General features: G+C 52.3%; 38 protein-coding genes. 34 read left to right on the forward strand and 4 right to left on the reverse strand.

From position 1 onward, the window contains the following. The 30 genes from VEB01_RS17040 to folP all read left to right on the forward strand — a co-directional run. Window positions 1–141: EF-Tu C-terminal domain-related protein (locus VEB01_RS17040; RefSeq protein ID WP_475441503.1), on the forward strand; the 141-nt coding region annotated here is incomplete at its 5' end. Window positions 142–145: 4 nt separating this feature from the next. Further along, window positions 146–457 (forward strand): 30S ribosomal protein S10, encoded by a 312-nt coding sequence (gene rpsJ / locus VEB01_RS17045; protein WP_324877509.1) that lies wholly within the window; start codon window positions 146–148, stop codon window positions 455–457. Window positions 458–476: 19 nt separating this feature from the next. Beyond that, on the forward strand, window positions 477–1,115 hold the full coding sequence (rplC, locus tag VEB01_RS17050) for a 50S ribosomal protein L3 (RefSeq protein ID WP_324877510.1): 639 nt from the start codon (window positions 477–479) through the stop codon (window positions 1,113–1,115). Between the two features lie 10 nt (window positions 1,116–1,125). Then, window positions 1,126–1,740 (forward strand): 50S ribosomal protein L4, encoded by a 615-nt coding sequence (gene rplD / locus VEB01_RS17055; RefSeq protein WP_324877511.1) that lies wholly within the window; start codon window positions 1,126–1,128, stop codon window positions 1,738–1,740. Next, window positions 1,737–2,030, forward strand: a complete 294-nt coding sequence (gene rplW, locus VEB01_RS17060; protein ID WP_324877512.1) for a 50S ribosomal protein L23 — start codon at window positions 1,737–1,739, stop codon at window positions 2,028–2,030. Before rplD ends, rplW begins: the two co-directional genes overlap by 4 nt. A 45-nt stretch (window positions 2,031–2,075) precedes the next feature. Beyond that, a complete protein-coding gene (gene rplB, locus VEB01_RS17065; RefSeq protein ID WP_324877513.1) occupies window positions 2,076–2,903 on the forward strand; it encodes a 50S ribosomal protein L2 in 828 nt (275 codons plus the stop codon). Window positions 2,904–2,921: 18 nt separating this feature from the next. Further along, window positions 2,922–3,194 carry a 30S ribosomal protein S19 gene (rpsS, locus tag VEB01_RS17070; protein ID WP_324877514.1) on the forward strand — a complete coding sequence of 91 codons (273 nt, stop codon included), beginning with the start codon at window positions 2,922–2,924 and terminating at the stop codon, window positions 3,192–3,194. A gap of 15 nt (window positions 3,195–3,209) precedes the next feature. Then, the gene (rplV, locus tag VEB01_RS17075; protein WP_324877516.1) at window positions 3,210–3,545 is read left to right on the forward strand and encodes a 50S ribosomal protein L22; all 336 of its coding nucleotides are present in this window, start codon (window positions 3,210–3,212) and stop codon (window positions 3,543–3,545) included. Between the two features lie 9 nt (window positions 3,546–3,554). Then, complete coding sequence (gene rpsC / locus VEB01_RS17080; protein ID WP_324877518.1) at window positions 3,555–4,226, forward strand: 30S ribosomal protein S3; 672 nt, start codon at window positions 3,555–3,557, stop codon at window positions 4,224–4,226. Between the two features lie 16 nt (window positions 4,227–4,242). Beyond that, on the forward strand, window positions 4,243–4,656 hold the full coding sequence (rplP, locus tag VEB01_RS17085; RefSeq protein ID WP_324877520.1) for a 50S ribosomal protein L16: 414 nt from the start codon (window positions 4,243–4,245) through the stop codon (window positions 4,654–4,656). Continuing rightward, entirely contained in the window at window positions 4,656–4,850 is a 195-nt protein-coding gene (gene rpmC / locus VEB01_RS17090; protein ID WP_324877522.1) for a 50S ribosomal protein L29, read from the forward strand. Before rplP ends, rpmC begins: the two co-directional genes overlap by 1 nt. After that, window positions 4,847–5,107: a 30S ribosomal protein S17 gene (gene rpsQ / locus VEB01_RS17095; RefSeq protein ID WP_324877524.1), complete on the forward strand. Its 261-nt coding sequence runs from the start codon at window positions 4,847–4,849 to the stop codon at window positions 5,105–5,107. The genes rpmC and rpsQ overlap by 4 nt, the downstream gene beginning before the upstream one ends. Window positions 5,108–5,147: 40 nt before the next feature. Further along, window positions 5,148–5,516, forward strand: a complete 369-nt coding sequence (gene rplN / locus VEB01_RS17100) for a 50S ribosomal protein L14 (RefSeq protein WP_077731306.1) — start codon at window positions 5,148–5,150, stop codon at window positions 5,514–5,516. 16 nt (window positions 5,517–5,532) lie between these two features. Beyond that, entirely contained in the window at window positions 5,533–5,850 is a 318-nt protein-coding gene (gene rplX, locus VEB01_RS17105; protein ID WP_324877528.1) for a 50S ribosomal protein L24, read from the forward strand. 17 nt (window positions 5,851–5,867) lie between these two features. After that, window positions 5,868–6,407, forward strand: coding sequence for a 50S ribosomal protein L5 (gene rplE, locus VEB01_RS17110; protein WP_324877530.1), 540 nt, complete (start codon window positions 5,868–5,870; stop codon window positions 6,405–6,407). 9 nt (window positions 6,408–6,416) lie between these two features. Then, on the forward strand, window positions 6,417–6,722 hold the full coding sequence (gene rpsN, locus VEB01_RS17115) for a 30S ribosomal protein S14 (RefSeq protein ID WP_324877532.1): 306 nt from the start codon (window positions 6,417–6,419) through the stop codon (window positions 6,720–6,722). 60 nt (window positions 6,723–6,782) lie between these two features. Further along, complete coding sequence (gene rpsH, locus VEB01_RS17120) at window positions 6,783–7,178, forward strand: 30S ribosomal protein S8 (RefSeq protein ID WP_324877534.1); 396 nt, start codon at window positions 6,783–6,785, stop codon at window positions 7,176–7,178. Between the two features lie 20 nt (window positions 7,179–7,198). Next, window positions 7,199–7,732 (forward strand): 50S ribosomal protein L6, encoded by a 534-nt coding sequence (gene rplF / locus VEB01_RS17125; RefSeq protein ID WP_324877537.1) that lies wholly within the window; start codon window positions 7,199–7,201, stop codon window positions 7,730–7,732. Between the two features lie 7 nt (window positions 7,733–7,739). Further along, window positions 7,740–8,093 (forward strand): 50S ribosomal protein L18, encoded by a 354-nt coding sequence (gene rplR, locus VEB01_RS17130; protein WP_324877539.1) that lies wholly within the window; start codon window positions 7,740–7,742, stop codon window positions 8,091–8,093. Window positions 8,094–8,101: 8 nt separating this feature from the next. Beyond that, a complete protein-coding gene (gene rpsE / locus VEB01_RS17135; protein ID WP_324877541.1) occupies window positions 8,102–8,620 on the forward strand; it encodes a 30S ribosomal protein S5 in 519 nt (172 codons plus the stop codon). Further along, on the forward strand, window positions 8,617–8,802 hold the full coding sequence (gene rpmD / locus VEB01_RS17140) for a 50S ribosomal protein L30 (protein WP_324877543.1): 186 nt from the start codon (window positions 8,617–8,619) through the stop codon (window positions 8,800–8,802). The genes rpsE and rpmD overlap by 4 nt, the downstream gene beginning before the upstream one ends. Then, a complete protein-coding gene (rplO, locus tag VEB01_RS17145) occupies window positions 8,803–9,237 on the forward strand; it encodes a 50S ribosomal protein L15 (RefSeq protein ID WP_324877545.1) in 435 nt (144 codons plus the stop codon). Further along, on the forward strand, window positions 9,238–10,563 hold the full coding sequence (gene secY / locus VEB01_RS17150) for a preprotein translocase subunit SecY (protein ID WP_324877547.1): 1,326 nt from the start codon (window positions 9,238–9,240) through the stop codon (window positions 10,561–10,563). It abuts the gene before it with no gap. 56 nt (window positions 10,564–10,619) lie between these two features. Next, window positions 10,620–10,733 carry a 50S ribosomal protein L36 gene (rpmJ, locus tag VEB01_RS17155; protein WP_324877549.1) on the forward strand — a complete coding sequence of 38 codons (114 nt, stop codon included), beginning with the start codon at window positions 10,620–10,622 and terminating at the stop codon, window positions 10,731–10,733. A gap of 83 nt (window positions 10,734–10,816) precedes the next feature. Continuing rightward, entirely contained in the window at window positions 10,817–11,173 is a 357-nt protein-coding gene (gene rpsM, locus VEB01_RS17160) for a 30S ribosomal protein S13 (RefSeq protein ID WP_324877551.1), read from the forward strand. Window positions 11,174–11,207: 34 nt separating this feature from the next. Then, window positions 11,208–11,594, forward strand: coding sequence for a 30S ribosomal protein S11 (rpsK, locus tag VEB01_RS17165; protein WP_324877553.1), 387 nt, complete (start codon window positions 11,208–11,210; stop codon window positions 11,592–11,594). A gap of 15 nt (window positions 11,595–11,609) precedes the next feature. After that, on the forward strand, window positions 11,610–12,230 hold the full coding sequence (gene rpsD / locus VEB01_RS17170) for a 30S ribosomal protein S4 (RefSeq protein ID WP_324877555.1): 621 nt from the start codon (window positions 11,610–11,612) through the stop codon (window positions 12,228–12,230). Between the two features lie 16 nt (window positions 12,231–12,246). Further along, complete coding sequence (locus tag VEB01_RS17175) at window positions 12,247–13,242, forward strand: DNA-directed RNA polymerase subunit alpha (protein WP_324877557.1); 996 nt, start codon at window positions 12,247–12,249, stop codon at window positions 13,240–13,242. A 19-nt stretch (window positions 13,243–13,261) separates the two neighbouring features. After that, the gene (rplQ, locus tag VEB01_RS17180) at window positions 13,262–13,627 is read left to right on the forward strand and encodes a 50S ribosomal protein L17 (RefSeq protein ID WP_324877558.1); all 366 of its coding nucleotides are present in this window, start codon (window positions 13,262–13,264) and stop codon (window positions 13,625–13,627) included. 230 nt (window positions 13,628–13,857) lie between these two features. Further along, on the forward strand, window positions 13,858–14,667 hold the full coding sequence (gene folP / locus VEB01_RS17185; protein ID WP_324877560.1) for a dihydropteroate synthase: 810 nt from the start codon (window positions 13,858–13,860) through the stop codon (window positions 14,665–14,667). A gap of 106 nt (window positions 14,668–14,773) precedes the next feature. On the opposite strand, the gene panD is transcribed toward folP, so the two are convergent. Beyond that, entirely contained in the window at window positions 14,774–15,154 is a 381-nt protein-coding gene (panD, locus tag VEB01_RS17190) for an aspartate 1-decarboxylase (protein WP_324877562.1), read from the reverse strand. A gap of 615 nt (window positions 15,155–15,769) precedes the next feature. Between panD and tatA the strand changes: the two genes are divergently transcribed. From tatA to VEB01_RS17210, 4 genes are read left to right on the forward strand one after another with little or no spacing between them, the layout of a single operon-like run. Beyond that, window positions 15,770–15,973 (forward strand): twin-arginine translocase TatA/TatE family subunit, encoded by a 204-nt coding sequence (gene tatA / locus VEB01_RS17195; protein ID WP_324877564.1) that lies wholly within the window; start codon window positions 15,770–15,772, stop codon window positions 15,971–15,973. An 18-nt stretch (window positions 15,974–15,991) separates the two neighbouring features. Then, window positions 15,992–16,318 carry a Sec-independent protein translocase protein TatB gene (tatB, locus tag VEB01_RS17200; RefSeq protein WP_324877566.1) on the forward strand — a complete coding sequence of 109 codons (327 nt, stop codon included), beginning with the start codon at window positions 15,992–15,994 and terminating at the stop codon, window positions 16,316–16,318. After that, entirely contained in the window at window positions 16,305–17,087 is a 783-nt protein-coding gene (tatC, locus tag VEB01_RS17205) for a twin-arginine translocase subunit TatC (RefSeq protein ID WP_324877568.1), read from the forward strand. The genes tatB and tatC overlap by 14 nt, the downstream gene beginning before the upstream one ends. Before the next feature lie 42 nt (window positions 17,088–17,129). Continuing rightward, window positions 17,130–17,855: an SAM hydrolase/SAM-dependent halogenase family protein gene (locus VEB01_RS17210; RefSeq protein WP_324877570.1), complete on the forward strand. Its 726-nt coding sequence runs from the start codon at window positions 17,130–17,132 to the stop codon at window positions 17,853–17,855. Between the two features lie 388 nt (window positions 17,856–18,243). Here the strand turns inward: VEB01_RS17210 and VEB01_RS17215 are convergent, their stop codons facing one another. The 3 genes from VEB01_RS17215 to VEB01_RS17225 all read right to left on the reverse strand — a co-directional run bounded on the left by VEB01_RS17215 (window position 18,244) and on the right by VEB01_RS17225 (window position 21,597). Further along, window positions 18,244–19,083, reverse strand: a complete 840-nt coding sequence (locus VEB01_RS17215) for an alpha/beta hydrolase (protein ID WP_324877572.1) — start codon at window positions 19,081–19,083, stop codon at window positions 18,244–18,246. A gap of 62 nt (window positions 19,084–19,145) precedes the next feature. Continuing rightward, the gene (locus tag VEB01_RS17220; protein ID WP_324877574.1) at window positions 19,146–20,948 is read right to left on the reverse strand and encodes an Lnb N-terminal periplasmic domain-containing protein; all 1,803 of its coding nucleotides are present in this window, start codon (window positions 20,946–20,948) and stop codon (window positions 19,146–19,148) included. Between the two features lie 136 nt (window positions 20,949–21,084). Beyond that, window positions 21,085–21,597, reverse strand: coding sequence for a DUF3015 family protein (locus VEB01_RS17225; RefSeq protein ID WP_324877576.1), 513 nt, complete (start codon window positions 21,595–21,597; stop codon window positions 21,085–21,087). Between the last annotated feature and the right edge of the window lie 65 nt (window positions 21,598–21,662).

Consider the following 21,662-nt stretch of genomic DNA (forward strand, 5'->3'; position numbering starts at 1 on the left):
GAGATGGTGATGCCGGGCGACAACGTCAAGGTCACGGTTAAATTGATCGCGCCGATCGCGATGGAGGAAGGCTTGCGCTTCGCCGTACGCGAAGGCGGTCGGACCGTCGGGGCCGGTGTGGTGTCCAAGGTGTTGGAGTAATCCTGTGCAGAAACAGCGAATCAGAATCCGTCTGAAGGCATTTGATCACCGATTGATTGATCAGTCTGCCAGTGAAATTGTTGAAACGGCAAAACGAACCGGCGCGCAAGTATTAGGCCCGATCCCTCTGCCGACTAAGAAAGAGCGCTACACCGTTCTTATTTCACCGCACGTGAACAAAGATGCGCGTGACCAATACGAACTGAGGACTCATAAGCGCTTGATGGACATCATCGAGCCGACGGATAAAACGGTTGATGCTTTGATGAAGCTCGATCTGGCGGCCGGTGTAGATGTACAAATAAAGTTGAACTGACCTATTTTAGGAGCGATCGATGGCGCTAGGTTTAGTGGGGCGGAAGTGTGGTATGACTCGTATCTATATCGAAGACGGCTCCGCAGTGCCGGTTTCCGTCATCCATGTAGAGCCGAACCGCGTCGTGCAAATTAAGGCTGCGGATACTGACGGTTACCGAGCGATTCAGGTAACCGCTGGGGTTAAGAAAAGATCTCGTTTATCGAAACCCGAGTCCGGGCACTACGCTAAGGCCGGTGTCGATGCGGGGCGCGGACTGTGGGAATTTCGTCTGGGTGAGGCGGACGCGGCTACGTATTCGGTCGGTTCCGAACTGTGCGTGGATCTCTTTCAAGAGGGGCAGTATGTTGACGTGCAGGGAACGAGTATCGGTAAAGGATTTGCTGGCGTAGTCAAACGCCACAGCTTTAGAACTCAAGATGCTACGCACGGCAACTCGCTTTCACACCGTGCTCCCGGTTCCATCGGTCAAAACCAGACGCCGGGCCGGGTCTTCAAAGGTAAGCGGATGGCTGGACATCTTGGTAATGTCACGACAACCGTTCAAAGCCTTAAGGTGTGCGCGATTGATAAAGAGCGCTCGTTGTTGCTGATCAAAGGGGCTGTGCCGGGTGCTAAGGGTGGCGATGTCGTCGTTAGACCCGCTGTTAAGAAGTAAAGAGGATAATATGGGATTGCAGATTCCGTCGGCGATCGGCGGCGGTTCGTCGCTCGAAGTCTCTGAAACAGTGTTCGGGCGAGACTATAATGATTCGCTTGTTCACCAGTTAGTAGTTGCTTATCTCGCTGGTGCGCGGTCCGGTACGAAGGCGCAAAAGACGCGTTCGGATGTGAGCGGCGGCGGCGCGAAACCGTGGCGACAAAAAGGCAGCGGCCGAGCGCGTGCCGGAACAACTCGAAGCCCCCTGTGGCGCACTGGCGGTGTCACTTTTGCCGCACGCCCCCGGTCTTACGATCAAAAGCTAAATAAGAAAATGTATCGGGCTGCCATGAGGGCCATTCTGTCGGAATTGCTACGTCAAGGCCGGCTTTTTGTTAGCGATGACGTTTACCCGTCCGCGCCGAAGACGAAGGAATTTCTCAAAAAGCTCGAAGTCATGGGAGTGAATCGCGGGCTCGTGGTTACCGACGTAATCGATGAGAATTTGTATTTGGCTGCACGGAATCTCCGCGATGTGGAGGTTTGTACGGCCAGTTCTGTAAATCCTGTGGCTCTTGTACATAGTGAACGGGTGATTTTGACGTCACGGGCAGCCAAACAACTTGAGGTCGGCCTAACATGAGACAGTTAGAACTGATGAGCGTCATTGAGGCGCCTATTATTTCGGAAAAAACCACCTCGGCGGCCGAGAAGGCTCGGCGAATTGCCTTTCGTGTAAAGCGGACCGCAAGTAAACCACAGATTAAACAGGCGGTTGAGCTTTTGTTTAAGGTAGAGGTGGCATCGGTTCATGTGTTGAATGTCGGTGGAAAGATAAAGCGGTCGGGGCGCTTCGTTGGTGAGCGATCGGATTGGAAAAAGGCATACGTGAAATTAAAGTCGGGATTCGATATCGATCTGTCCGTTGCGTAGGAAAACGACGGCACATTGAATAGAAATTAACTGCGGGAATATCAGATGGCGCTTATAAAATCGAAACCGACGTCGGCTGGCTCTCGGTTTGTGGTTCGGGTACGAACCGGTGGTCTTCATAAAGGGAAGCCTCACGCGGGGCTTATCGAAAAGAAAACGAGGAGCTCCGGTCGAAATAACCAAGGACGGGTAACGACCCGCCATAAGGGTGGCGGGCATAAAAAGTTCTACCGAATCGTCGATTTTAAGCGCGATAAGTTGGACATCCCGGGTAGAGTCGAGCGAATCGAGTATGATCCAAATCGCACCGCACATATCGCACTCATCCTTTACAAGGATGGGGAGCGCCGCTACATAATTGCTCCAAAGGGTATTAGTGCCGGGAATGAGGTGGTGTCGTCCGAATATGCGCCAATTCGCGCGGGAAATTGCCTCCCGATCCGAAATATCCCAATTGGTTCGCTTATCCATTGTATAGAACTCAAGCCTGGCAAAGGCGCTCAACTAGTGCGGAGCGGGGGTGCATCGGCTCAGCTTGTCGCGAGAGAAGGTGCATATGCCACGATCCGCCTGAGGTCAAGCGAGATGCGGAAAGTGCTCGTCGATTGTAAGGCGGTGATTGGCGAGGTTTCAAATCATGAGCACAACTTAATTTCTCTGGGCAAGGCGGGTGCTACGCGTTGGCGGGGCGTTCGACCCACCGTCCGTGGTGTGGCGATGAATCCCGTCGACCATCCGCATGGCGGTGGTGAAGGAAGGACTTCAGGCGGTAGACACCCAGTGTCACCTTGGGGTACGCCCACTAAAGGATACAAGACCCGAAACAATAAACGCACTGACGCAATGATCGTGCGGGGTCGTAAGCAAAAATAGACATGAGAGGTAGAAAACGTGCCACGCTCGATTAAGAAGGGACCGTTTGTCGATTATCACCTGCTGAAAAAAGTAGCAGAGGTAGGTCAGTCAGGCGCGAAAAAGCCCATAAAGACTTGGTCCCGACGTTCGATGATTATTCCGGACATGATTGGTTACACCTTGGCAGTCCATAACGGCCGCCAACATGTTCCGGTGCTCGTTACGGACAACATGGTAGGACACAAGCTCGGCGAGTTCGCCCCCACTCGGACGTATAAAGGCCATCAAGCCGATAAGAAGACTAAATAATCGAGGCGGTAAGAAATGGCAACAGTAGCGAAGCTTAACAATATGCGTGTATCCGCCCAAAAATGTAGGCTGGTGGCGGATCAAATCCGGGGGCTCAAGGTTGACAAAGCGATTGACCTGCTCGCGTATAGCACGAAGAAGTCGGCGCGAATTCTAAAAAAGGTGCTCGAGTCCGCTATAGCGAACGCCGAACACAACGACGGGGCCGACGTAGACGAGTTATTAGTTAGTGCAGTTGAAGTGGCCGAGGGGCCTAGTATGAAGCGCATGTCGCCGCGTGCAAAAGGGCGTGCCAATCGCATTCTCAAGCGCACATGTCACATCACGATTCACGTCTCAGAGCATCGATAAAGGATATTTATGGGGCAGAAAGTTCATCCGACCGGAATTCGGCTCGGCTATATCAAAGACTGGACTTCCCGCTGGTACGCGGCCAGTAAGGATTATCCGGGTTTTCTTTTTAATGACTTAAAAGTCCGGGAGTTCTTGAAAAAAAGGCTTGGGCACGCGTCCATCAGCCGCATTCAAATTAACCGGCCGGCAAATAATGCTCACATTACTATCCATACTGCACGACCCGGTCTGGTAATCGGAAAGAAGGGCGAGGATATCGATGCGCTCCGAAGAGAAGTATCATCGATGATGGGTATTCCCGTTCAGGTCAGCGTCGAGGAGATCCGAAAACCTGAGCTTGACGCGCAGCTTGTGGCTGAAGGGGTTGCTCAGCAATTAGAGAAGCGAATCATGTTCCGCCGGGCCATGAAGCGCGCCGTGACCAATACGCTTCGTCTTGGAGCAGGGGGCGTAAAGATTAATGTAAGCGGACGACTCAATGGAGCTGAAATTGCGCGTAGCGAATGGTACCGGGAAGGGCGAGTGCCGCTCCATACCTTCCGCGCCGATATCGACTACGGCTTCGCAGAAGCGAAGACGACATACGGCGTTATCGGGGTGAAGGTCTGGATTTTTAAGGGTGAGGTTTTTTCAACCGCAGAAAGCGAAGGTAAAAGTGTCGCTTCATCTGAGGTATAACTGGGGCTAGTCTACCATGTTGCAGCCGAAGAGAACTAAATTTAGAAAACAGCACAAAGGTAGAAACACCGGTTTAGCCAATAAAGGCAATCGGGTTAGTTTCGGCGAATTCGGTTTGAAGGCCGTGGAGCGCGGACGGATTACCGCAAGGCAGGTTGAGGCCGCGCGGCGAGCTATCACGCGACATGTCAAGCGCGGCGGGAAAATGTGGATTCGTATATTTCCCGACAAGCCCATATCCAAAAAGCCCTTGGAAGTTCGTATGGGAAGCGGAAAAGGTAGTGTAGAATACTGGGTTGCAGAAGTGAAGCCGGGCACGATGCTGTATGAGCTTGAGGGAGTAAGTGAAGAGTTGGCGCGCGAGGCGTTTGGTCTTGCGGCCGCAAAGCTCCCTGTTAGAACAACGTTTTCGTTTCGGACGGTAATGTAATGAAAGCCAGTGAACTTAGATCGAAAACTGAAAGCGAGCTCAAAGAGTTGGTGCTCGAGCTACACCTGGAGCGCTTCAATCTTAGAATGCAAAAGGGAACAGGACAATTGAGCAAGCCCGACCAGTTGCGTGGCATTAGGCGAGATATCGCTAGAGTAAACACGGTCTTGACGGAAAAGAGCGCCTCAGTATGAGCGAAGCAGATAAGGTATCCCGTACGATAACGGGAAGGGTTAGTAGCTCGAAGATGGACAAAACCATAACGGTAATGATTGAGCGTATTGTTTCGCACCCGGTTTATGGGAAATTTGTTCGTAGAACGAGCAAGGTATTAGCTCACGACGAAAACAACGAGTGCGTTGATGGTGATATCGTGGTTGTTTCTTCTTCCCGCCCGCTGTCCAAGAAAAAGGTTTGGAAGCTGGACAGAATAGTAGAGCGCGCGAAGTGACACCGGCAGGCGCAATGGCAATAAATAAGGGGTATCGAAGATGATTCAGATGCAAAGCAACCTGGATGTGGCGGACAATAGCGGCGCTAAAAAGGTTATGTGCATCAAGGTGCTAGGCGGCTCGCATCGTAGGTATGCAAACATCGGCGACATCATCAAGGTAAGTGTTAAAGACGCCATTCCGCGCGGTCGCGTAAAAAAAGGCGAAGTTTACAACGCAGTAGTTGTAAGAACCAGAAAAGGTGTGCGTCGTACGGATGGGTCGGTTGTTCGGTTCGATGGCAATGCAGCAGTGTTGCTTAACAATCAGCACCAGCCTATCGGCACACGTATTTTCGGGCCCGTTACGCGAGAATTGCGATCGGAGAAGTTCATGAAGATCATTTCGCTTGCACCCGAAGTGCTTTAACGAGGAGCGTTCCGTTATGCGAAAGATTAAGAAAGGCGATCAAGTCGTTGTGCTCACCGGCAAGGACAAGGGGAAGCGGGGGGTGGTGTTGGCGGTCCCAGTGGATGACCGGGTTGTAGTCGAGGGAGTCAACTTGGTTCGGAAGCATCAGCGGCCGGTTCCGATGAGAGGGATAAACGGCGGCATTGTGGAAAAGGCTATGTCGATTCACCTGTCAAACGTGGCGCTACATAATCCGGCGACGGGTAAAGCTGATAAAGTGGGCTTTAGGCTTTTGGCCGACGGCAGAAAGGTTCGTTATTTCAAGTCCACAAACGAAGTTATTGACGTTTGATTTGGCAGAAAACAATTATGGCTAGGCTTCAATCTATTTACAAAGATCAGGTAGTTCCTGAGCTGACCAAGCGATTCAACTATAAGTCGGCAATGCAAGTTCCGCGACTAAAGAAAATAACCCTGAATATGGGGGTTGGTGAAGCCGTGGCCGACAAAAAAATACTCCAGAACGCGATGGATGATCTTCAAAAGATCTCCGGCCAAAAGCCTATTATTACGATTTCTAGGAAATCAATCGCAGGATTTAAGATCAGGGAGGGGATGCCAATAGGCTGCAAAGTCACCTTACGTCGCGATAGGATGTACGAATTTTTAGATCGGCTTATCAGTATCGCCATACCCCGAATTCGGGACTTTCGTGGATTGAGTCCAAGATCTTTTGACGGTCGGGGAAACTATAGTATGGGTGTCAAGGAGCAGATTATTTTTCCTGAGATTGATTACGACAAAATCGATGCCATACGCGGCATTGATGTAACGATTACTACCTCTGCTGCCAGCGACCAAGAAGCGCGTGCGTTGCTGGAGCAATTCAAGTTTCCGTTTAGAACTTAGGGAAGGCCGATGGCGAAAAAATCGATGATTGCGCGTGAGAAGAAGCGGGAAGCGCTTGTCAATAAGCATTATAAAAAGCGAACCGCCTTAAAGGCTATTGTCCAGAGCGTCTCTGCGACGGACGAAGAGAAATACCAGGCTCAGCTTAAGCTCCAGCAGCTTCCGAGGGACGCGTCGCCGTCACGCCTCCACAATCGCTGCAGTCTTACCGGCCGGCCTCACGGATTCTATAGGAAGTTTGGTCTCGGGCGGAATAAGCTGCGTGAGTCGGTTATGCGGGGCGATGTCCCGGGCGTGACCAAGGCGAGCTGGTAAAGTTGATCCATTGGGCTCGGCGCTCGCGAGCTGAACCGTTTTGTTTACGGAGAATTTGAAATGAGTATGACTGATCCGTTGGCTGATATGATTATCCGTATAAGAAACGGGCAAGCCGCGGGAAAAAGCGAAGTTGTTATGCCGTCGTCGAACGTCAAATCGGCAGTGTGCCGCGTGTTGAAAGACGAGGGCTATATTTTGGATTATCGGGTAAGTCAGCATCAAAGCAAGATAGAGCTGTGCGTAGTTCTTAAGTATTACAAGGGACAACCTGTGATCGAGCAGTTTGAGCGCGTTAGCAAGCCGGGTCGCCGCATATATCGATCTAAGAATAAGCTTCCTGCAGTTTTGGGAGGATTAGGGACGGCGATTGTGTCGACCTCGAAAGGGGTTATGACAGACAAGGAGGCGAGAGAGAGCGGTCATGGTGGCGAAGTTCTCTGTCTAGTGTCTTAATCGAGCATAGAGACTTATCAATGTCCAGAATAGCAAAAAATCCAATTGCTCTGCCAAAAGGGGTTGAAGCGAACATCTCCGGCGGCCAAATAACGGTGAAAGGTTCTAACGGCACGCTGACTCGGAATTTGAGCCCGAAAGTCGAGGTTCAGATCGCAGAAGGCTTGATATCGATCGTGGCAGACAAGACTGACAAGCAGGCGAATGCCTTGGCAGGTAGCACGCGTGCGAACATTGCCAATATGGTTACGGGTGTGAGTGCTGGTTTTGCTCGGAAGCTAACGATGGTTGGCGTTGGGTATAGAGCACAAGCCAAGGGTGACGTTCTGAGCTTGTCGTTGGGGTTTTCTCATCCCGTCGAACTCACGGCCCCTCAAGGTATAACAATAGAGACGCCGTCACAAACGGAAATCGTAGTGAAAGGCTGCGATAAGCAAAGAGTGGGTCAGGTTGCTGCCGACATAAGGGCTTATCGCCCTCCGGAGCCCTATAAAGGGAAAGGCGTTCGGTACTCGGACGAGGAAATCGTCAGAAAAGAAGCGAAAAAGAAGTAGGTGATTGATGGATAAGAAATCGGCAAGGTTGAAGCGGGCGGCGAAGGCCAGGGCGATCATCAAATCATTGGGTGTTAACAGGCTCACGGTTCACAGAACGCCGCGGCACATCTATGCGCAGATTACCAGCGCCGACGGTTCGACGGTACTGGCCTCAGCATCCACATTGCAGGCGGATATCAAATCGGCCTTAACGAGTACCGGAAACATTGACGCAGCCAAGATGATCGGCAAAGTGATAGCGGAAAGGGCCTTGTCGGCAGGCATTTCAAGCGTAGCGTTTGATAGGTCGGGTTTCAAATACCACGGGCGAGTTAGAGCGCTGGCCGACGCCGCGCGTGATGCCGGGCTAGGGTTTTAGGAGGTGTTATGGCGAACCTAAATGTTCAGAGCAATTCGGCCGAGGGTTTCCAGGAAAAACTGGTCGCGGTCAGGCGCGTCGCAAAAGTAGTGAAGGGCGGACGTCAGTTCGGGTTTACCGCGCTTACGGTTGTTGGCGACGGAAATGGAAGAGTGGGCTATGGGCTGTGCAAAGCGCGGGAAGTTCCTATCGCAATCCAAAAGTCGATGGAGCAGGCTCGGAGAAACATGCGTAAAGTAAGCTTGAATGGCGACACCTTGCACTATTCGATGACAGCATCTACCGGTGCCGCTAAGGTATTTATGCAGCCTGCATCCCAGGGTACTGGGATTATCGCGGGCGGTGCGATGCGCGCGGTATTCGAAGTCGTTGGAATACACAATGTGCTCGCCAAGTGCATCGGAACGAATAACCCCATTAACGTCGTTCGCGCAACGATCAAAGGGTTGACGGAGATTCGCGATCCAAGAGCCATCGCCGCAAAACGGGGAAAGTTGGCAGATAATCGTTCGGGACAAGGCAAATGAGCGTTAAGCAACTGAAGGTTACCCAGATAAAGAGCGAAATCGGACGGTTGAGATCCCATCAGGCGTGTCTTCGGGGTTTAGGTATCAGGCGCATGCATAGACCTGTATACGTTTATGCAACATCAGCTAACTGCGGGATGATCAGCAAGGTGGCTTACATGCTTAAGATCGAGGAAGTTTAAATGTTCCTAAATTCCATTAAGCCGGCTGAAGGCAGTAGAAGGAAGAAAGTCCGCGTTGGCCGCGGCATCGGATCAACGCTGGGTAAGACTTCTGGCAAAGGACACAAAGGCCAGAAAGCCCGGGCAGGGGGGTTCCACAAGGTTGGATTCGAGGGCGGCCAGATGCCGCTTCAACGGAGACTTCCCAAAGTCGGCTTCAAGTCAAGAATTAAGGCGTTTGGCGCTGAGCTTCGCCTGAACGAACTAAATGGCTTTCCCGGGGCAAAGGTCGACATTCAGACATTAAAGTTGGCTAATTTGATTCCGGCGCAGGCGCGTTCGGTGAAGGTAATTGACTCCGGAGAGTTGACCGCCGCGGTGACTCTTGTCGGAATAAAGACCACGAAAGGCGCGCGCTCGAAAATAGAAGCCCTAGGCGGAACGATCGAGGCATAAGTGAGCACGGCTAACTCAACCCTTACCGACAGATTTGGCAGGCTGACGGAGCTTCGTCAAAGGTTATTTTTTGTCATCGGCGCCCTTGTGGTCTACCGAGTCGGGGCTCACGTTCCGATCCCAGGGGTTGATCCGAAAGCTCTAGCGGCAATGTTTGCTCAGCAGGGAGGCTCCATACTAGACATGGTCAACATGTTCTCGGGTGGCGCGTTGAAGCGACTTAGTATCTTCGCCCTCGGCATTATGCCGTACATCTCGGCTTCCATTATTATGCAACTGATGGCCGGAGTTATCCCGAAATTAGAGCAAATAAAGAAGGAAGGCGAAGCCGGACGGAAAAAGATCAATCAATATACACGGTACGGCACTGTCTTTCTCGCGACCTTTCAGGCCATAGGGGTCGGTCTCGCGCTGCAAAATCAGTCTGCGTCGGGCGTCCCGGTAGTCATTAGCCCCGGAGTTCATTTTCTATTTATTACGGCCGCGTCGCTAGTATGCGGGACGGTGTTTTTGATGTGGCTTGGCGAACAGGTCACCGAACGGGGTATAGGCAACGGCATATCCATCATTATTTTCGCAGGTATCGTGGCGGGGTTGCCGTCGGCGATCGGGGGCACGCTCGAATTGGCTCGGACCGGCGAATTGGGCATGATGAGTATTGTCGGGTTGTTTGGTATCGCGCTCGCGGTAACCGCTCTCGTCGTTTTTGTGGAGCGGGGGCAGCGTCGAATAACAATCAATTATGCTAAGCGACAGGAGGGCCGGCGAATGTACGCCGCCCATAAGAGCTTTCTGCCTTTGAAATTGAATATGTCTGGCGTGATTCCGCCGATATTTGCGTCCAGTATTATTTTGTTCCCGGCCACGCTTGCGGGGTGGTTTGGAAACAGCAAGGGGCTTGGATGGTTACAAGATATCGCAACGACTCTGTCTCCCGGTCAGCCGCTTTATGTCATGTGCTATGCCGGCGCAATTGTTTTTTTCTGTTTCTTCTATGCGGCGCTGGTGTTCAACTCAAACGAAACAGCTGAGAATTTGAAGAAATCGGGGGCGTTTATTCCTGGTGTGAGGCCTGGGCAGCAGACCGCAGGTTACATCGACGCCGTGATGACTCGTTTGACTCTGGCGGGGGCAATTTACATCACCGCGGTGTGCTTGCTGCCGGAGTTTCTAATTGTGTACTGGAACGTTCCGTTTTATTTTGGCGGAACCTCGTTGCTGATTATCGTAGTGGTAGTGATGGACTTTATGTCCCAAATCCAAACGTACATCATTTCACACCAGTACGAAGGTTTGCTAAAGAAGTCAAATATCAAGCTAAGCTAATCCGCTAACGTGATCGGCGAACCACGTTAGACACTGCAATACAGAGGGGAATTTTAATGAAAGTTCGTGCGTCAGTTAAAAAGATCTGCCGAAACTGTAAGGTCCTAAAAAGAAAAGGGATAGTTCGCATAATTTGCAAAGATGCGCGTCATAAGCAGCGGCAAGGGTAAGCGTTAAATAGCCAATCCTTGATTGGCATGGTATGATGCGAGATTAAGCCCAAGTCCAGAGATTCGATACGGAGGCAGGATAAATGGCACGAATTGCGGGGGTTAATATTCCCGATCATAAGCACCTAGTTATTTCGCTTACGGCGATATACGGTGTCGGTAGATCTCGGGCGGCTTTGATTTGTGAGAATGCAGGTCTGAGTCCCTCGATTAAGGTTAAAGAGCTCGGCGAAGGCGATATAGAGCGGATCCGTGAGGAAGTGGCTAAGTTCGTCGTCGAGGGCGATCTCCGTCGCGAGAGCGCGATGAATATCAAGCGTTTGATGGATTTGGGCTGTTATCGCGGAATGAGGCATCGTCGAGGTCTTCCGGTTAGAGGGCAGCGAACCAGAACTAACGCGAGAACCCGGAAGGGTCCGCGCCGACCGATTCGCAAGTAAATATAAAGAATTGTTTTTAAGGTAAGGCATCGACATGGCTGCATCTAGTCGTCCCGCAAAACGGATTAAAAGAGACATTTCCGACGGAATTGTCCACATCAGTGCATCGTTCAATAACACGATCATTACTATTACGGACCGTAAAGGTAACGCGCTGGCGTGGGCCACGGCTGGAGCTTCGGGGTTTCGTGGATCTCGGAAAAGCACTCCCTTCGCTGCACAGGTCGCCGCGGAAAAAGCGGGTAGCATAGTCAAGGACTTTGGGGTTAGAAATCTTGACGTCCGAATTAAAGGGCCGGGCCCCGGCAGAGAGTCGGCGGTTAGGACGCTTAATAATATGGGATTCAAGATTACGAATATCATCGACGACACGCCAATACCCCACAACGGCTGCCGTCCTCCAAAGAAACGTAGGGTTTAAGCAGAGGGGCGAAAAATGGCGAGATATTTAGGGCCAAAGTGTAAGCTCAGCAGAAGAGAAGGGACCGACCTATTTCTTAAAGCGCGGGGCAAGTCGCTTGAAGGGAAATGCAAGCTCGACCAGCAGCCCGGCCAGCACGGCCAGAAACGAGCGCGAATGTCGGATTACGCCACTCAGCTTCGTGAGAAGCAGAAGTTGCGGAGGATCTACGGCGTACTGGAGCGCCAATTCCGAAACTACTACAAGGCTGCGGCGGGAAGGAAGGGATCGACGGGCGAAAACCTATTGAACCTGCTGGAGTCACGTTTGGATAATGTGGTCTATCGGATGGGGTTTGCATCTACCAGGGCCGAGGCGCGTCAGCTCGTTAGTCATAAGGCGATAATGGTTAATGACAGAGTATTAAACGTTCCGTCCTATCAAGTGGGCCCGGGGGACGTCGTCAGTGTTCGTGAACGGGCAAAAGGGCAGCCGAGAATAAAAGATGCGCTTCAAGTGTTGGAGCAGTACGGATTTCCGGCGTGGGTCGACGTCGATACGAAGCAAATGAGGGGCGTATTTAAGGCTGCGCCCGAGCGTAGCGACTTAGGCTCAGAAATAAATGAGCAACTGGTTGTCGAGCTGTACTCCAAATAATTGTCGTTCGTAATCGATGCAAAATTACCTGGCTAATCTTATTAAACCACGCTTAGTAGACGTCAATCCGACAGATAGAAATAGCGCGAGGATTGTTATCGAACCCTTGGAGCGAGGATTCGGTCATACGCTTGGCAACGCGCTAAGGAGGGTTCTGCTCTCGTCGATACCGGGATGCGCGGTCACCGAAGTGACCATTGAAGGCGTCTTACACGAGTATTCGGCTATCGATGGCGTTCAAGAAGACGTTATCGACATTCTCTTGAACCTGAAAAATCTTGCAATCCGTATTCCGAGTGGTCACGAGGCGACTCTGCGGATCAATAAGACTGGCCCCGGTCGTGTTGCTGCAAGTGACATTGAATTGACCCACGACGCAGAAATTCTTAATCCAGAATTGGAAATAGCTAGTCTTACCCACTCCGGTAAGCTCGGTATGACGTTGAAGGTCGAAAAGGGACGCGGATACCAGCCGGTGGGTGCGAGGAATGCGGGACAGACGGAGTCTGGAGTTGGCGTGCTTAATATCGACGCCTCGTTCAGTCCAATTCGGCGCGTATCGTATCTGGTGGAAAATGCGCGCGTAGAGCAACGGACAGATCTGGATAGGCTCATTCTGGAGCTCGAAACTAACGGCACGGTGGATCCAGAAGAGGCGGTCCGGCAGGCGGCGTGGATTTTGAACGAGCATTTGTCGGTGTTTATAGCCCTAAAGAGCGAAGAGACGCCGAGGGCTAGCGAAGAAAAACCGCAGTTCGATCCGCTGTTGCTGAGGTCGGTCGACGACCTCGAGCTGACCGTTCGGTCCGCGAATTGTCTTAAGGCGGAAAACATATTTTACATCGGTGATCTCATTCAGAGGACTGAAGTGGATTTGCTTAAGACTCCGAATTTGGGAAAGAAATCGCTCACCGAAATAAAGGATGTGCTGGCAACGAAGGGGTTGTCGCTGGGCATGCGGCTTGAGAATTGGCCTCCCGAGGGACTTAAAAGAGAGCAACAGGACTCGTAAAATACTGTGGGTGTAATAAATGCGGCATCGTAATTCGGGTAGAAAATTTAACATTACAGGCAGTCATAGGAACGCGTTGTTCCGTAACCTGACCGCGTCGTTGATTCATCATGAAGTCATTCAAACGACTTTGCCGAAGGCAAAAGAGATTAGGCGGTTTGCTGAGCCTCTGATAACTTTGTCGAAGAATAATAGCGTGGCAGCTCGTCGGATTGCGTTTGCGCGCATCAGAGACCGCGGCGCGGTCGTAAAATTGTTTGACGAGTTGGGACCGCGATTTAGGGAGCGCCAAGGCGGGTATTTGAGGATTTTGAAATGCGGCTTCCGTAAGGGTGACGCCACACCGATGGCGTATGTAGAACTCGTAGATCGGCCGAGCGCATAGGGGCGGCGATGCGGTCCTAATTAAAGAGGACCGTGAGTAGACTTAATCAATTTCGATGGCTTGTCTGCAGCGTAAAATAGGGTGGACAAGCCAGCCTGCCATGATCGGCACTATCCTGCGTGCCGCCAGTCAGAAAGAACGCTGATACCTCACCAGGCGTTGGCGCTAGCCCTTCAATCAGGGGATATAGCCCTTTGTGTGCGATTGTGCGTGCATATGAGAGGTCGGTTATGCAATATAAGCCGCTAATCATGGGAATTCTCAACGTGACTCCGGACAGCTTCTCTGATGGCGGGCAGTATTGCGTGCAGGCCGAGGCCTTAGCGCATGCGCAAAGAATGGTATTGGAGGGTGCGGATATTATCGATATTGGCGGTGAGTCTACGCGGCCAGGCTCTGATCCGGTTAGTGAAGGGGAGCAACTGGCGCGAGTCATACCGGTCATCCAGGCCTTACGATGCCATTTGCCGTCAAATCTCTTGTTAAGCATTGATACGACACGAAGCGCGGTTGCAGAAGCGGCTATAGTCGCGGGAGCAAACGTCGTTAACGACGTCTCGGCTGGTACGGACGATCCGAGGATGTTCTCAGTGGCGGCAAGGGCAGGCGTGCCTTTGGTGCTTATGCATATGCAGGGCAGACCGAAAAATATGCAGGATAATCCGGGTTACCGCGATGTGGTTGAGGAAGTCTTGACGTTTCTGGTGGAGCGAGCGGAGGCGGCCAAGGACTCAGGCATTAGGCCAGAGAATATTATCATTGATCCTGGCATCGGGTTCGGAAAGCGTAAAGAAGACAATCTCAGATTGATTGCAGATCTGCGGCGGTTTGTAGCGACGGGCTACAAAGTCTTGCTGGGGGCGAGTCGCAAAAAATTTATGGGCGCTATTTGCGGCGAGACTCGTCCAGTAGAATTGATGGGAGCAACGATTGCAACGACCGTTCTTGGAGTATCGGCGGGCGTTAGCATGTTTCGGGTACATGATGTAAAACCCAATCGTCAGGCGGCAGACGTCACCGCCGCGGTTTTGCGGACTTGAGCGCTACGTGGCAATCCCGATGATTAGCGTAGATGGGTAGCAGTATATGGGTTGGCGCCGATTGTCCAATTAGCCTCCGCAAATGGACTAGGTGGTGTAACCATTATCACGCTGCTTGTACCGGTATTGAATGACCGGTCCGCGTGATTTGGTTATGATCGCCCAGATAAATCAGCGTCGGCTTATAGCTCGCTAGTTCGTTCTGATTCAATCCCACGTAGGCGCATATAATTACGATGTCTCCGGGAGCTGCGAGGCGAGCGGCGGCGCCGTTAACAGAGATCACACCCGAGCCTTCTTGCGCGCGAATAGCGTAGGTGGTGAATCGTTGCCCGTTATTGACATTGTAAATGTGGATCTGTTCGTATTCTCTGATCCCGGAGCGTTCTAGCAGCAAACCATCAATGGCGCAAGAGCCCTCGTATTCGAGTTCGGAGTGCGTCACTCGACCTCTATGTAACTTTGCTTTAAGCATGATCGTTTGCATACAGTAAACCTGTGGGTAGGCTCATTCGAGCGGGGAATTATGCGGAAAAACTAGGGCGGTAGCAACCGGGCACTAAATGGAATCGGCTCCGCGGATGAGCGTGTTACTGCAGGTAGAGACAGAATTTAAAGACAGAAGTGCCATCGGCTCTAGCATATTGTCAGAAATTGGTTCGCAGAGATGCGCCAGCCGGGATGTGTTTAAGAACGCGCCCCGCGGGCGGCACATAAGAAGGCGTGTGGGTGGCCGATTGGATTAATTTACACAGATTAGCGGTAAAGCCGTTCAGTTTTCCGAAGGAGGGGCCTGGTAGGGATAGCCAATTGATTTTTCGCGAATACGCAACAATGTTATTCTTGAGTTCGTTCAACTGAGGCTAACTTATCGGCTTTGCTCTGGTCTTAGTTTGCAATAGGCAGAATCGGTTCGAATGCGTAAAAATGCCTTTTTACACTGGTAAATTGCCTCGATACCAATACCGATACCGGTCTCGGGACACCGAGGAATCCTGCATTGCTTATTGATCTGGAAAGAGACGGCCGAGTTATCCTTAACAATGCGAATCGGGTAATATCTTTCAGATAAGGTTGTTAGACAGCATTTAGGAGTAAGTAAATGGGTATAGGCATATGGGAGCTATTGCTCCTTTTTTTGATCGTGCTGTTACTGTTCGGTACCAAACGACTGCGCAATATCGGAGGCGATTTGGGCTCTGCAATAAAGAGTTTTCGTAATGCGATGAGCAGCGATGGCGACGAGGAGAAGAGCGGGCGGACGATTGATGGAGAGGCTGTGCACGAAAACAAAGATAAGACCTGATAACGATCCAAAAAAAGCATGTTTGACATTGGCTTTTGGGAATTAGTGTTAGTCGGGTTCGTGTCACTCCTGGTATTCGGGCCGGAGCGTCTGCCCAAGGTGGCTAAGGAAGTGGCGCTGGGGGTTAGAAGGGCCCGAGCCATGGCCACCTCGGTCAGGCAAGAAATCGACCACGAGCTTCAACTGGAGGAGTTGCGTCAGTCTTTGTTAGAGGAAAAGAGAAAGGTGGAGTTGCTATCGACTCCAATTTGGTCTGACAAGGAAGAAGGCAGTGCATCGGCGTCGGACACTAACGAAGTAGACGACAAATCCGTCGTTTCCGAGCGTCGCAATGGCGAAGTATAAAAGGCATAGCCAGGGACAGATGGAAGACACCGAGCAACCCTTTATTTCTCATCTGGTGGAGCTGCGGGACAGACTGCTGCGCTGCATACTCGTAGTTCTATTTATTTTCATGGGCATGGCCTATTTTGCCAACGAGATCTATGCTTATTTGGCGGGGCCGCTTATGAAGCATTTGCCGGCGGGTTCGCAAATGATTGCCATCGACGTTGCCTCGCCATTCCTGACACCGTTTAAGCTCACCCTGGTGGCGGCGGTTTTCCTGTCGATGCCCTACATCCTCTACCAGGCTTGGGCCTTTATCGCGCCGGGCCTATATGGGCATGAGCGCCGCATGGTGCTGCCACTTCTGGTAGCAAGTACATTGCTGTTTTATGGGGGAATGGCGTTCGCCTATTACGTGGTTTTCCCTCTCATTTTTGGGTTTCTGACGGCAACGGCGCCGGCCGGCGTGGCGGTAATGACAGACATTACACATTACCTGGATTTCGTGCTGACCTTGTTTTTTGCCTTTGGTGTCTCGTTCGAAGTGCCGATTGCCACCATCCTGCTAATTTGGAGTGGCATCGCTACACGAGAGAGTCTGTCGGAGAAACGCCCTTACATCATAGTAGCCGCTTTCGTTGTCGGTATGGTGCTTTCACCCCCGGATGTGGTTTCTCAAACTCTGCTAGCTGTGCCGATTTGGCTGCTGTTCGAGGTTGGCCTTGTATTTTCGCGGTTTTTCCGGCCCCGACGCGAAGCGCAGATTCCAGATCTCCAGGACGAGTAGATTTAGACATTAGCCGCGAACGCGCTTGTCGCTGATGTTGTCATGATTCTTCTGTTTACTGATTTCGGTGCCGAGGGGCCGTATCTTGGGCAAATGGAGGCGATGCTGCGGTTACAGGCGCCCGGGGTGGATATCATTAACCTCGTCAGCAATGCGCCAACGGGCCAGCCGCTGCCAAGTTCATATCTACTTGCAGCCCTGTGCAGACAGTTTCCTGCCGGTAGCGTGTTTCTTGGCGTGGTTGATCCCGGTGTCGGCGGTGAACGGTTGCCAGTCGTTCTGGAAGCGGACGGACGATGGTTCGTGGGGCCCGATAACGGTCTGTTTAACACCGTGGCGGTGCAATCGACTAAGACAGAATGGCGGATTATCGATTGGCGACCGAAGCTGCTTTCGTCTAGTTTTCATGGTCGCGATCTCTTTGGCCCTATCGCTGCACGCATTGCTGCCCATGACTTCGACTGGGCCAGTCACAGCTATCAGAAACCGGATTTGGTTGAATGGCCTGCCGATCTTGTGGAGATCATCTATTTTGACCACTACGGCAATGCTATTACCGGAATGCGCTACACGGCCGCGTGCGACGGAATGATCCTTTGTGCAAACGGCCAGTTGTTAGCACAAGCGGAAACATTTTGTTCCGTGAGCACAGACCAAGCCTTCTGGTATCAAAATTCGATGGGATTGGTTGAAATCGCGGTCAATCGTGGACGCGCCGATCGCGAGCTTAAGCTGGCGATCGGTACGAAGATCTCGTTCACGTCGTGAGACTTCCTTTGTTATTGATCCGGCAGTTAAATCAGAATCATGTCATGTATCGAACGCATTTCTAATTATGTTCAGTTAATTTAAATAGTTATATTGATCGCCATGTACTGAAAATCGCCCTTTAGTTACTGAAGCAACAAGGTCTGTTGCTAACCGCCTGACATGGGGGCTGGCGAAATTTGTGGCTACCCCGAATGCATGGAGGCAATTGATGCGAACATCTCCACTCAACCGGCGGTGCGGTCGCTTTGCTCCACGCCGCCGCGAATTCTTCGATCGCTACAATCGCCATCCACAGCAAGTACTCCTTATTATCCGTTTGTATGCCACAGGAGTTTCATGAAGGATGACCGTTCCCTAAGTGATGGCACGGCCGCGGTTCGGTGATTTAACGCTCATGTTCTTTTAGGAAAGAGAGCACGCGGCGGCGGTTTTTCTCCTGCCCAAAGGTGGCGATGTGGAATCCTTGAGTTAGCCAGAGCGACTTCGGTTCGCTGGCCGCTTTGAACAGCGCGATGCTGTGATGGGCCGGCACTATTTCATCGGTTTCGCTGCAGATGATGAGCAGCGGCAACGGCGATAACTCAGCGATGTTTTTAATTGGGCTGTAGTCGTCCGGCATCAGCCACGAGAGCGGATACTGGAGCGGCCACGTGATCAGGAGTTGGCTCAGCTTTTCACGGGTGATCTCTCGATAGCTGGCAAAGGGAGCGTCTAAAACCATTGCGGATAATCGATGGCGCACTTCCGGATTGGCGCCTGCGAAATAGGCGGCCAAGTTTGCGCCCAAGCTTTGGCCCAGTACGAACAGGTTTTTCGTCGTTACTCGGGGCTCGTTTAAAAGCCACTGAAAGCCTGCGGCCACATCGGTCAACACCTCCGGCAGACCGGGCGAACCTTCGGATAAACCGTAGCCGCGGTAATCGAGCAGAAATACCTGATATCCCGTTTCCGGCAGCCAGGCGACGCTACGGATGTGGGTGCTGATGTTCTGGGCATTGCCATGGAGGAAGAACACCGTGCCGCGAGGTTCGCCGTCCGCCAGCAAGAACCAGCCGTGTAGCCTGGTTCCGTCGGACGCCGTTAGGTTTACATCTTCGTATTTCAGGCCCAAGACATCGGGTGTGAGCCGCATCGCACGGTCCGGATAAAAAAGAAGATTGGCGCATCCGGAAAGACTAAGGGCAAGCGGGATAAACAAGAGATTTTGGAAAAAGCGGCGGGGCACGTCAATTCTCCATCGGCGCCGGATGTAAAAGCCGCTCCGACAGTTTGATACTGTCCAAGATTTCAAAAATACCGCCGCACTGATAAAAGGAACTCACTTGCATAAGTGCGTTCTCCCCGTTCTCGCCCGAGGCGCAGGTTCAGCGCATAATCTCGTCCCAGGTTCACGGTATGATCCAAGTGCAATCCGCCTGCGCAATACTTATCTTCCACGAGATAGCAGTCGATCCTGAAGTCGAGAAGCCCCTGTCCACCGAAGCCCTGATACAACCAGCCGATTCGAGGCCCCAGGCCGAGATCGACTCCTTGTGGAATCCCCTCGCTTGCTTCCAGCGTGGCGTTCACCAAGCCGAAGATCATTCCGCCGCCTATTTCGTAGCTTAAGCCTATGCCTCCATCCAAATAGCCGACCAACGGTCGGGTGGTTTTGAGTAATTTTCGTCGGGCACCAAGGCCGACGGACCAGGACAGGGGCTGAATGAATTCCGTGCGCGGCGTTAATGATGCGATATTGATCACGTCCACGGCTTCGATCTGGAATCTGTCGTCTTCGTAATACCGCACGCTGCCGTCGAGAAATTTGATCTGGGCGCCGGGTCGATAGCCGGCTGAAGGATCGGTCAGGTCGTGATAGGCGGAGCGCAGCCGGAATGATCCGAACGCCGTGTGGTCGAAAAATCCGAAGCCGAGGTCGGCACGCCACGGTTTGTGGCCTTCATCATCCCGTATCGCGGGATGCTCCGGTGGTTTGAATGGCGAGGGAGCATCGATTCGGCTGCGCGCCAGCAGAAGCTTATGACTTAGGTTGGCGATGTTTTCGCGTGGTAGTTTGTCGGCCAATGTCCGGTAACGCAGCGACTCGTATGCGGCTTCCAGCACGGCGGTCTGATCGGCTGCGGATGAGAATTTAATGGCGTCGCTATCGGGGGTAATTTGTTCATCAACCAATTGTCCGGCTATGCGGCGCAGATTCGGTGTGAGCTGGCGGGAATGCTCGTTCAACACTGTGGCCGCGGACGGGCGGTAATCCACGTGTTTTACCAATCCCGAGCCAACGATGGCGCGCACTGTATCGGAAGGAATAGAGCGATACGGAAACCTTTCCCTGAGCGCGAGATCTGGTCGCACGACATCCAAGAGACTTAGGATGCGATAGGAGCAGTTTTCTCCGATAAAATAGTAGTCGAAGCGAACGGGCCGAATTTCCCAGACATGACGGACCAGTTGTGCGGTTTCGGCGGGCGTTAGGTCAAGCGTATACTCCCAAATGTCGCGGTTTTCGAAGTCGCTGTATTCTTGAACTTTTTCATAAAACGGTTGTACCGATATCGCGCCCGGATAACCGCCGAATACGCCGCGATAAGCATAGAACAGCTCGTTGTCCGCCACGTTCACGTCCGCCGCATAATTGATCGTATAGGCCAGCAGACGTGCATCTTCGTCCTGATTTTCCCGGTTCAGGCGCAGAAAAGTATGTCCGAACATGGACGACGGGCTGTTCAGATACGATGCGGGATAGATCAGGCTTACCGAATGGGCCTTAAGCATCTCGGCCCATTCTGAAAACGCTTTGCAATCGCGTTCCGAAAAATCGGACTTAGCCAAGCCGAGCCGGCTCTTCAGCCAATGATAACGTGCGGGAAATCGGCATCGCGGGTGACTATCTCCATCCCTTGGCGCGAAGTAGGCGAGAAGCGTGGCGGACAACTCGGCTTCAGGATCGTGCTGGCCGGTCTTGGAAAGAAAAAAGGCCGGATCGTCCGCATCGCTCACCCAGTCCCCGATCAGGGTACGCCGGTAGTGGCCTAGGGCTAGCCAGGCCGGGTCATCATGCAGCCGCATCGCTAGTGCCTGCCGAAGCAGCATCGAGGGATTTTCCGACCCGAAAGCATTGAGAGCTGCCGTCTGAAGTATCAGAGCGGCGGCCAGGCGCCATACCGATTTCACCGTAGAAGAAAGGATGAGGCGCTTCGGGGTTGGAGAGCGCCTCACAAGGAACGGATTAGCCGACGTATTTTGACAAGGCGGAATCAGACTTCATCACAACGATCAAAGCGTCCATGACCTCGTCGCCGGTTACGGATTCTCGGGGATAAATGACGGCGAAATGCTTTTTGACCAACGTGTAAAAGGCCGGCCGATCTTCCTTTGCAATCCCCAGGACTTCGGAAAGCCCGGCAAGCGTTTCGCCATTTCCGCGGGACATGTCCTCGGCCAGTTTGGTCATGTTGGCGCCGATGTACATGCGGCCGCCCTTGTAGCGAATGGTCTGGTCAGCGTTACAGCCGTTGGTGCCGGACGATACACCGAAGGTATTATTGCCGAAGCTGCCGTTGGTGGTAATGGCGAGTGAATGGGCGCCGACGCCGCTGTTGCCGTCGAACAGCAAAGAGCCCCAGCCGCAACCGCCCGCTCCGTCTCCCATGGGACCGGCTCCTGGAGTATGGCTGGTCGAGTGGGCTAGGATAGGGCCGATTAACAACAAACCACCCACGATTATCATTATCTTTTTCATTGGAACTCTCCTTGAGGTTGTTGAACTTGGATCGACATCCGGGCGCGCGAAATCGAAGCGCCATC

Source organism: Methylocaldum sp. (genome assembly GCF_035627495.1).
Lineage (GTDB): Bacteria > Pseudomonadota > Gammaproteobacteria > Methylococcales > Methylococcaceae > Methylocaldum.

Bases quoted from the DNA above. Each gene is read 5' to 3' on its own strand.
- tatA (WP_324877564.1), top strand. From the start codon at position 15,770: ATGGGTATAGGCATATGGGAGCTATTGCTCCTTTTTTTGATCGTGCTG.
- rplB (WP_324877513.1), top strand. From the start codon at position 2,076: ATGGCGCTTATAAAATCGAAACCGACGTCGGCTGGCTCTCGGTTTGTG.
- rpsK (WP_324877553.1), top strand. From the start codon at position 11,208: ATGGCTGCATCTAGTCGTCCCGCAAAACGGATTAAAAGAGACATTTCC.
- rplD (WP_324877511.1), top strand. From the start codon at position 1,126: ATGGGATTGCAGATTCCGTCGGCGATCGGCGGCGGTTCGTCGCTCGAA.
- VEB01_RS17220 (WP_324877574.1), bottom strand. From the start codon at position 20,948: ATGCTGCTTCGGCAGGCACTAGCGATGCGGCTGCATGATGACCCGGCC.
- rpsM (WP_324877551.1), top strand. From the start codon at position 10,817: ATGGCACGAATTGCGGGGGTTAATATTCCCGATCATAAGCACCTAGTT.
- tatC (WP_324877568.1), top strand. From the start codon at position 16,305: ATGGCGAAGTATAAAAGGCATAGCCAGGGACAGATGGAAGACACCGAG.
- rplW (WP_324877512.1), top strand. From the start codon at position 1,737: ATGAGACAGTTAGAACTGATGAGCGTCATTGAGGCGCCTATTATTTCG.
- VEB01_RS17210 (WP_324877570.1), top strand. From the start codon at position 17,130: ATGATTCTTCTGTTTACTGATTTCGGTGCCGAGGGGCCGTATCTTGGG.
- rplC (WP_324877510.1), top strand. From the start codon at position 477: ATGGCGCTAGGTTTAGTGGGGCGGAAGTGTGGTATGACTCGTATCTAT.
- rplR (WP_324877539.1), top strand. From the start codon at position 7,740: ATGGATAAGAAATCGGCAAGGTTGAAGCGGGCGGCGAAGGCCAGGGCG.
- tatB (WP_324877566.1), top strand. From the start codon at position 15,992: ATGTTTGACATTGGCTTTTGGGAATTAGTGTTAGTCGGGTTCGTGTCA.
- panD (WP_324877562.1), bottom strand. From the start codon at position 15,154: ATGCAAACGATCATGCTTAAAGCAAAGTTACATAGAGGTCGAGTGACG.
- rpmC (WP_324877522.1), top strand. From the start codon at position 4,656: ATGAAAGCCAGTGAACTTAGATCGAAAACTGAAAGCGAGCTCAAAGAG.
- rplF (WP_324877537.1), top strand. From the start codon at position 7,199: ATGTCCAGAATAGCAAAAAATCCAATTGCTCTGCCAAAAGGGGTTGAA.
- VEB01_RS17225 (WP_324877576.1), bottom strand. From the start codon at position 21,597: ATGAAAAAGATAATGATAATCGTGGGTGGTTTGTTGTTAATCGGCCCT.
- rpsN (WP_324877532.1), top strand. From the start codon at position 6,417: ATGGCGAAAAAATCGATGATTGCGCGTGAGAAGAAGCGGGAAGCGCTT.
- rpsC (WP_324877518.1), top strand. From the start codon at position 3,555: ATGGGGCAGAAAGTTCATCCGACCGGAATTCGGCTCGGCTATATCAAA.
- rpmD (WP_324877543.1), top strand. From the start codon at position 8,617: ATGAGCGTTAAGCAACTGAAGGTTACCCAGATAAAGAGCGAAATCGGA.
- rpsE (WP_324877541.1), top strand. From the start codon at position 8,102: ATGGCGAACCTAAATGTTCAGAGCAATTCGGCCGAGGGTTTCCAGGAA.
- rpsH (WP_324877534.1), top strand. From the start codon at position 6,783: ATGAGTATGACTGATCCGTTGGCTGATATGATTATCCGTATAAGAAAC.
- rplX (WP_324877528.1), top strand. From the start codon at position 5,533: ATGCGAAAGATTAAGAAAGGCGATCAAGTCGTTGTGCTCACCGGCAAG.
- rplP (WP_324877520.1), top strand. From the start codon at position 4,243: ATGTTGCAGCCGAAGAGAACTAAATTTAGAAAACAGCACAAAGGTAGA.
- rplO (WP_324877545.1), top strand. From the start codon at position 8,803: ATGTTCCTAAATTCCATTAAGCCGGCTGAAGGCAGTAGAAGGAAGAAA.
- rpsQ (WP_324877524.1), top strand. From the start codon at position 4,847: ATGAGCGAAGCAGATAAGGTATCCCGTACGATAACGGGAAGGGTTAGT.
- rplN (WP_077731306.1), top strand. From the start codon at position 5,148: ATGATTCAGATGCAAAGCAACCTGGATGTGGCGGACAATAGCGGCGCT.
- rpsD (WP_324877555.1), top strand. From the start codon at position 11,610: ATGGCGAGATATTTAGGGCCAAAGTGTAAGCTCAGCAGAAGAGAAGGG.
- rplQ (WP_324877558.1), top strand. From the start codon at position 13,262: ATGCGGCATCGTAATTCGGGTAGAAAATTTAACATTACAGGCAGTCAT.
- rplV (WP_324877516.1), top strand. From the start codon at position 3,210: ATGGCAACAGTAGCGAAGCTTAACAATATGCGTGTATCCGCCCAAAAA.
- rplE (WP_324877530.1), top strand. From the start codon at position 5,868: ATGGCTAGGCTTCAATCTATTTACAAAGATCAGGTAGTTCCTGAGCTG.
- VEB01_RS17175 (WP_324877557.1), top strand. From the start codon at position 12,247: ATGCAAAATTACCTGGCTAATCTTATTAAACCACGCTTAGTAGACGTC.
- rpmJ (WP_324877549.1), top strand. From the start codon at position 10,620: ATGAAAGTTCGTGCGTCAGTTAAAAAGATCTGCCGAAACTGTAAGGTC.
- folP (WP_324877560.1), top strand. From the start codon at position 13,858: ATGCAATATAAGCCGCTAATCATGGGAATTCTCAACGTGACTCCGGAC.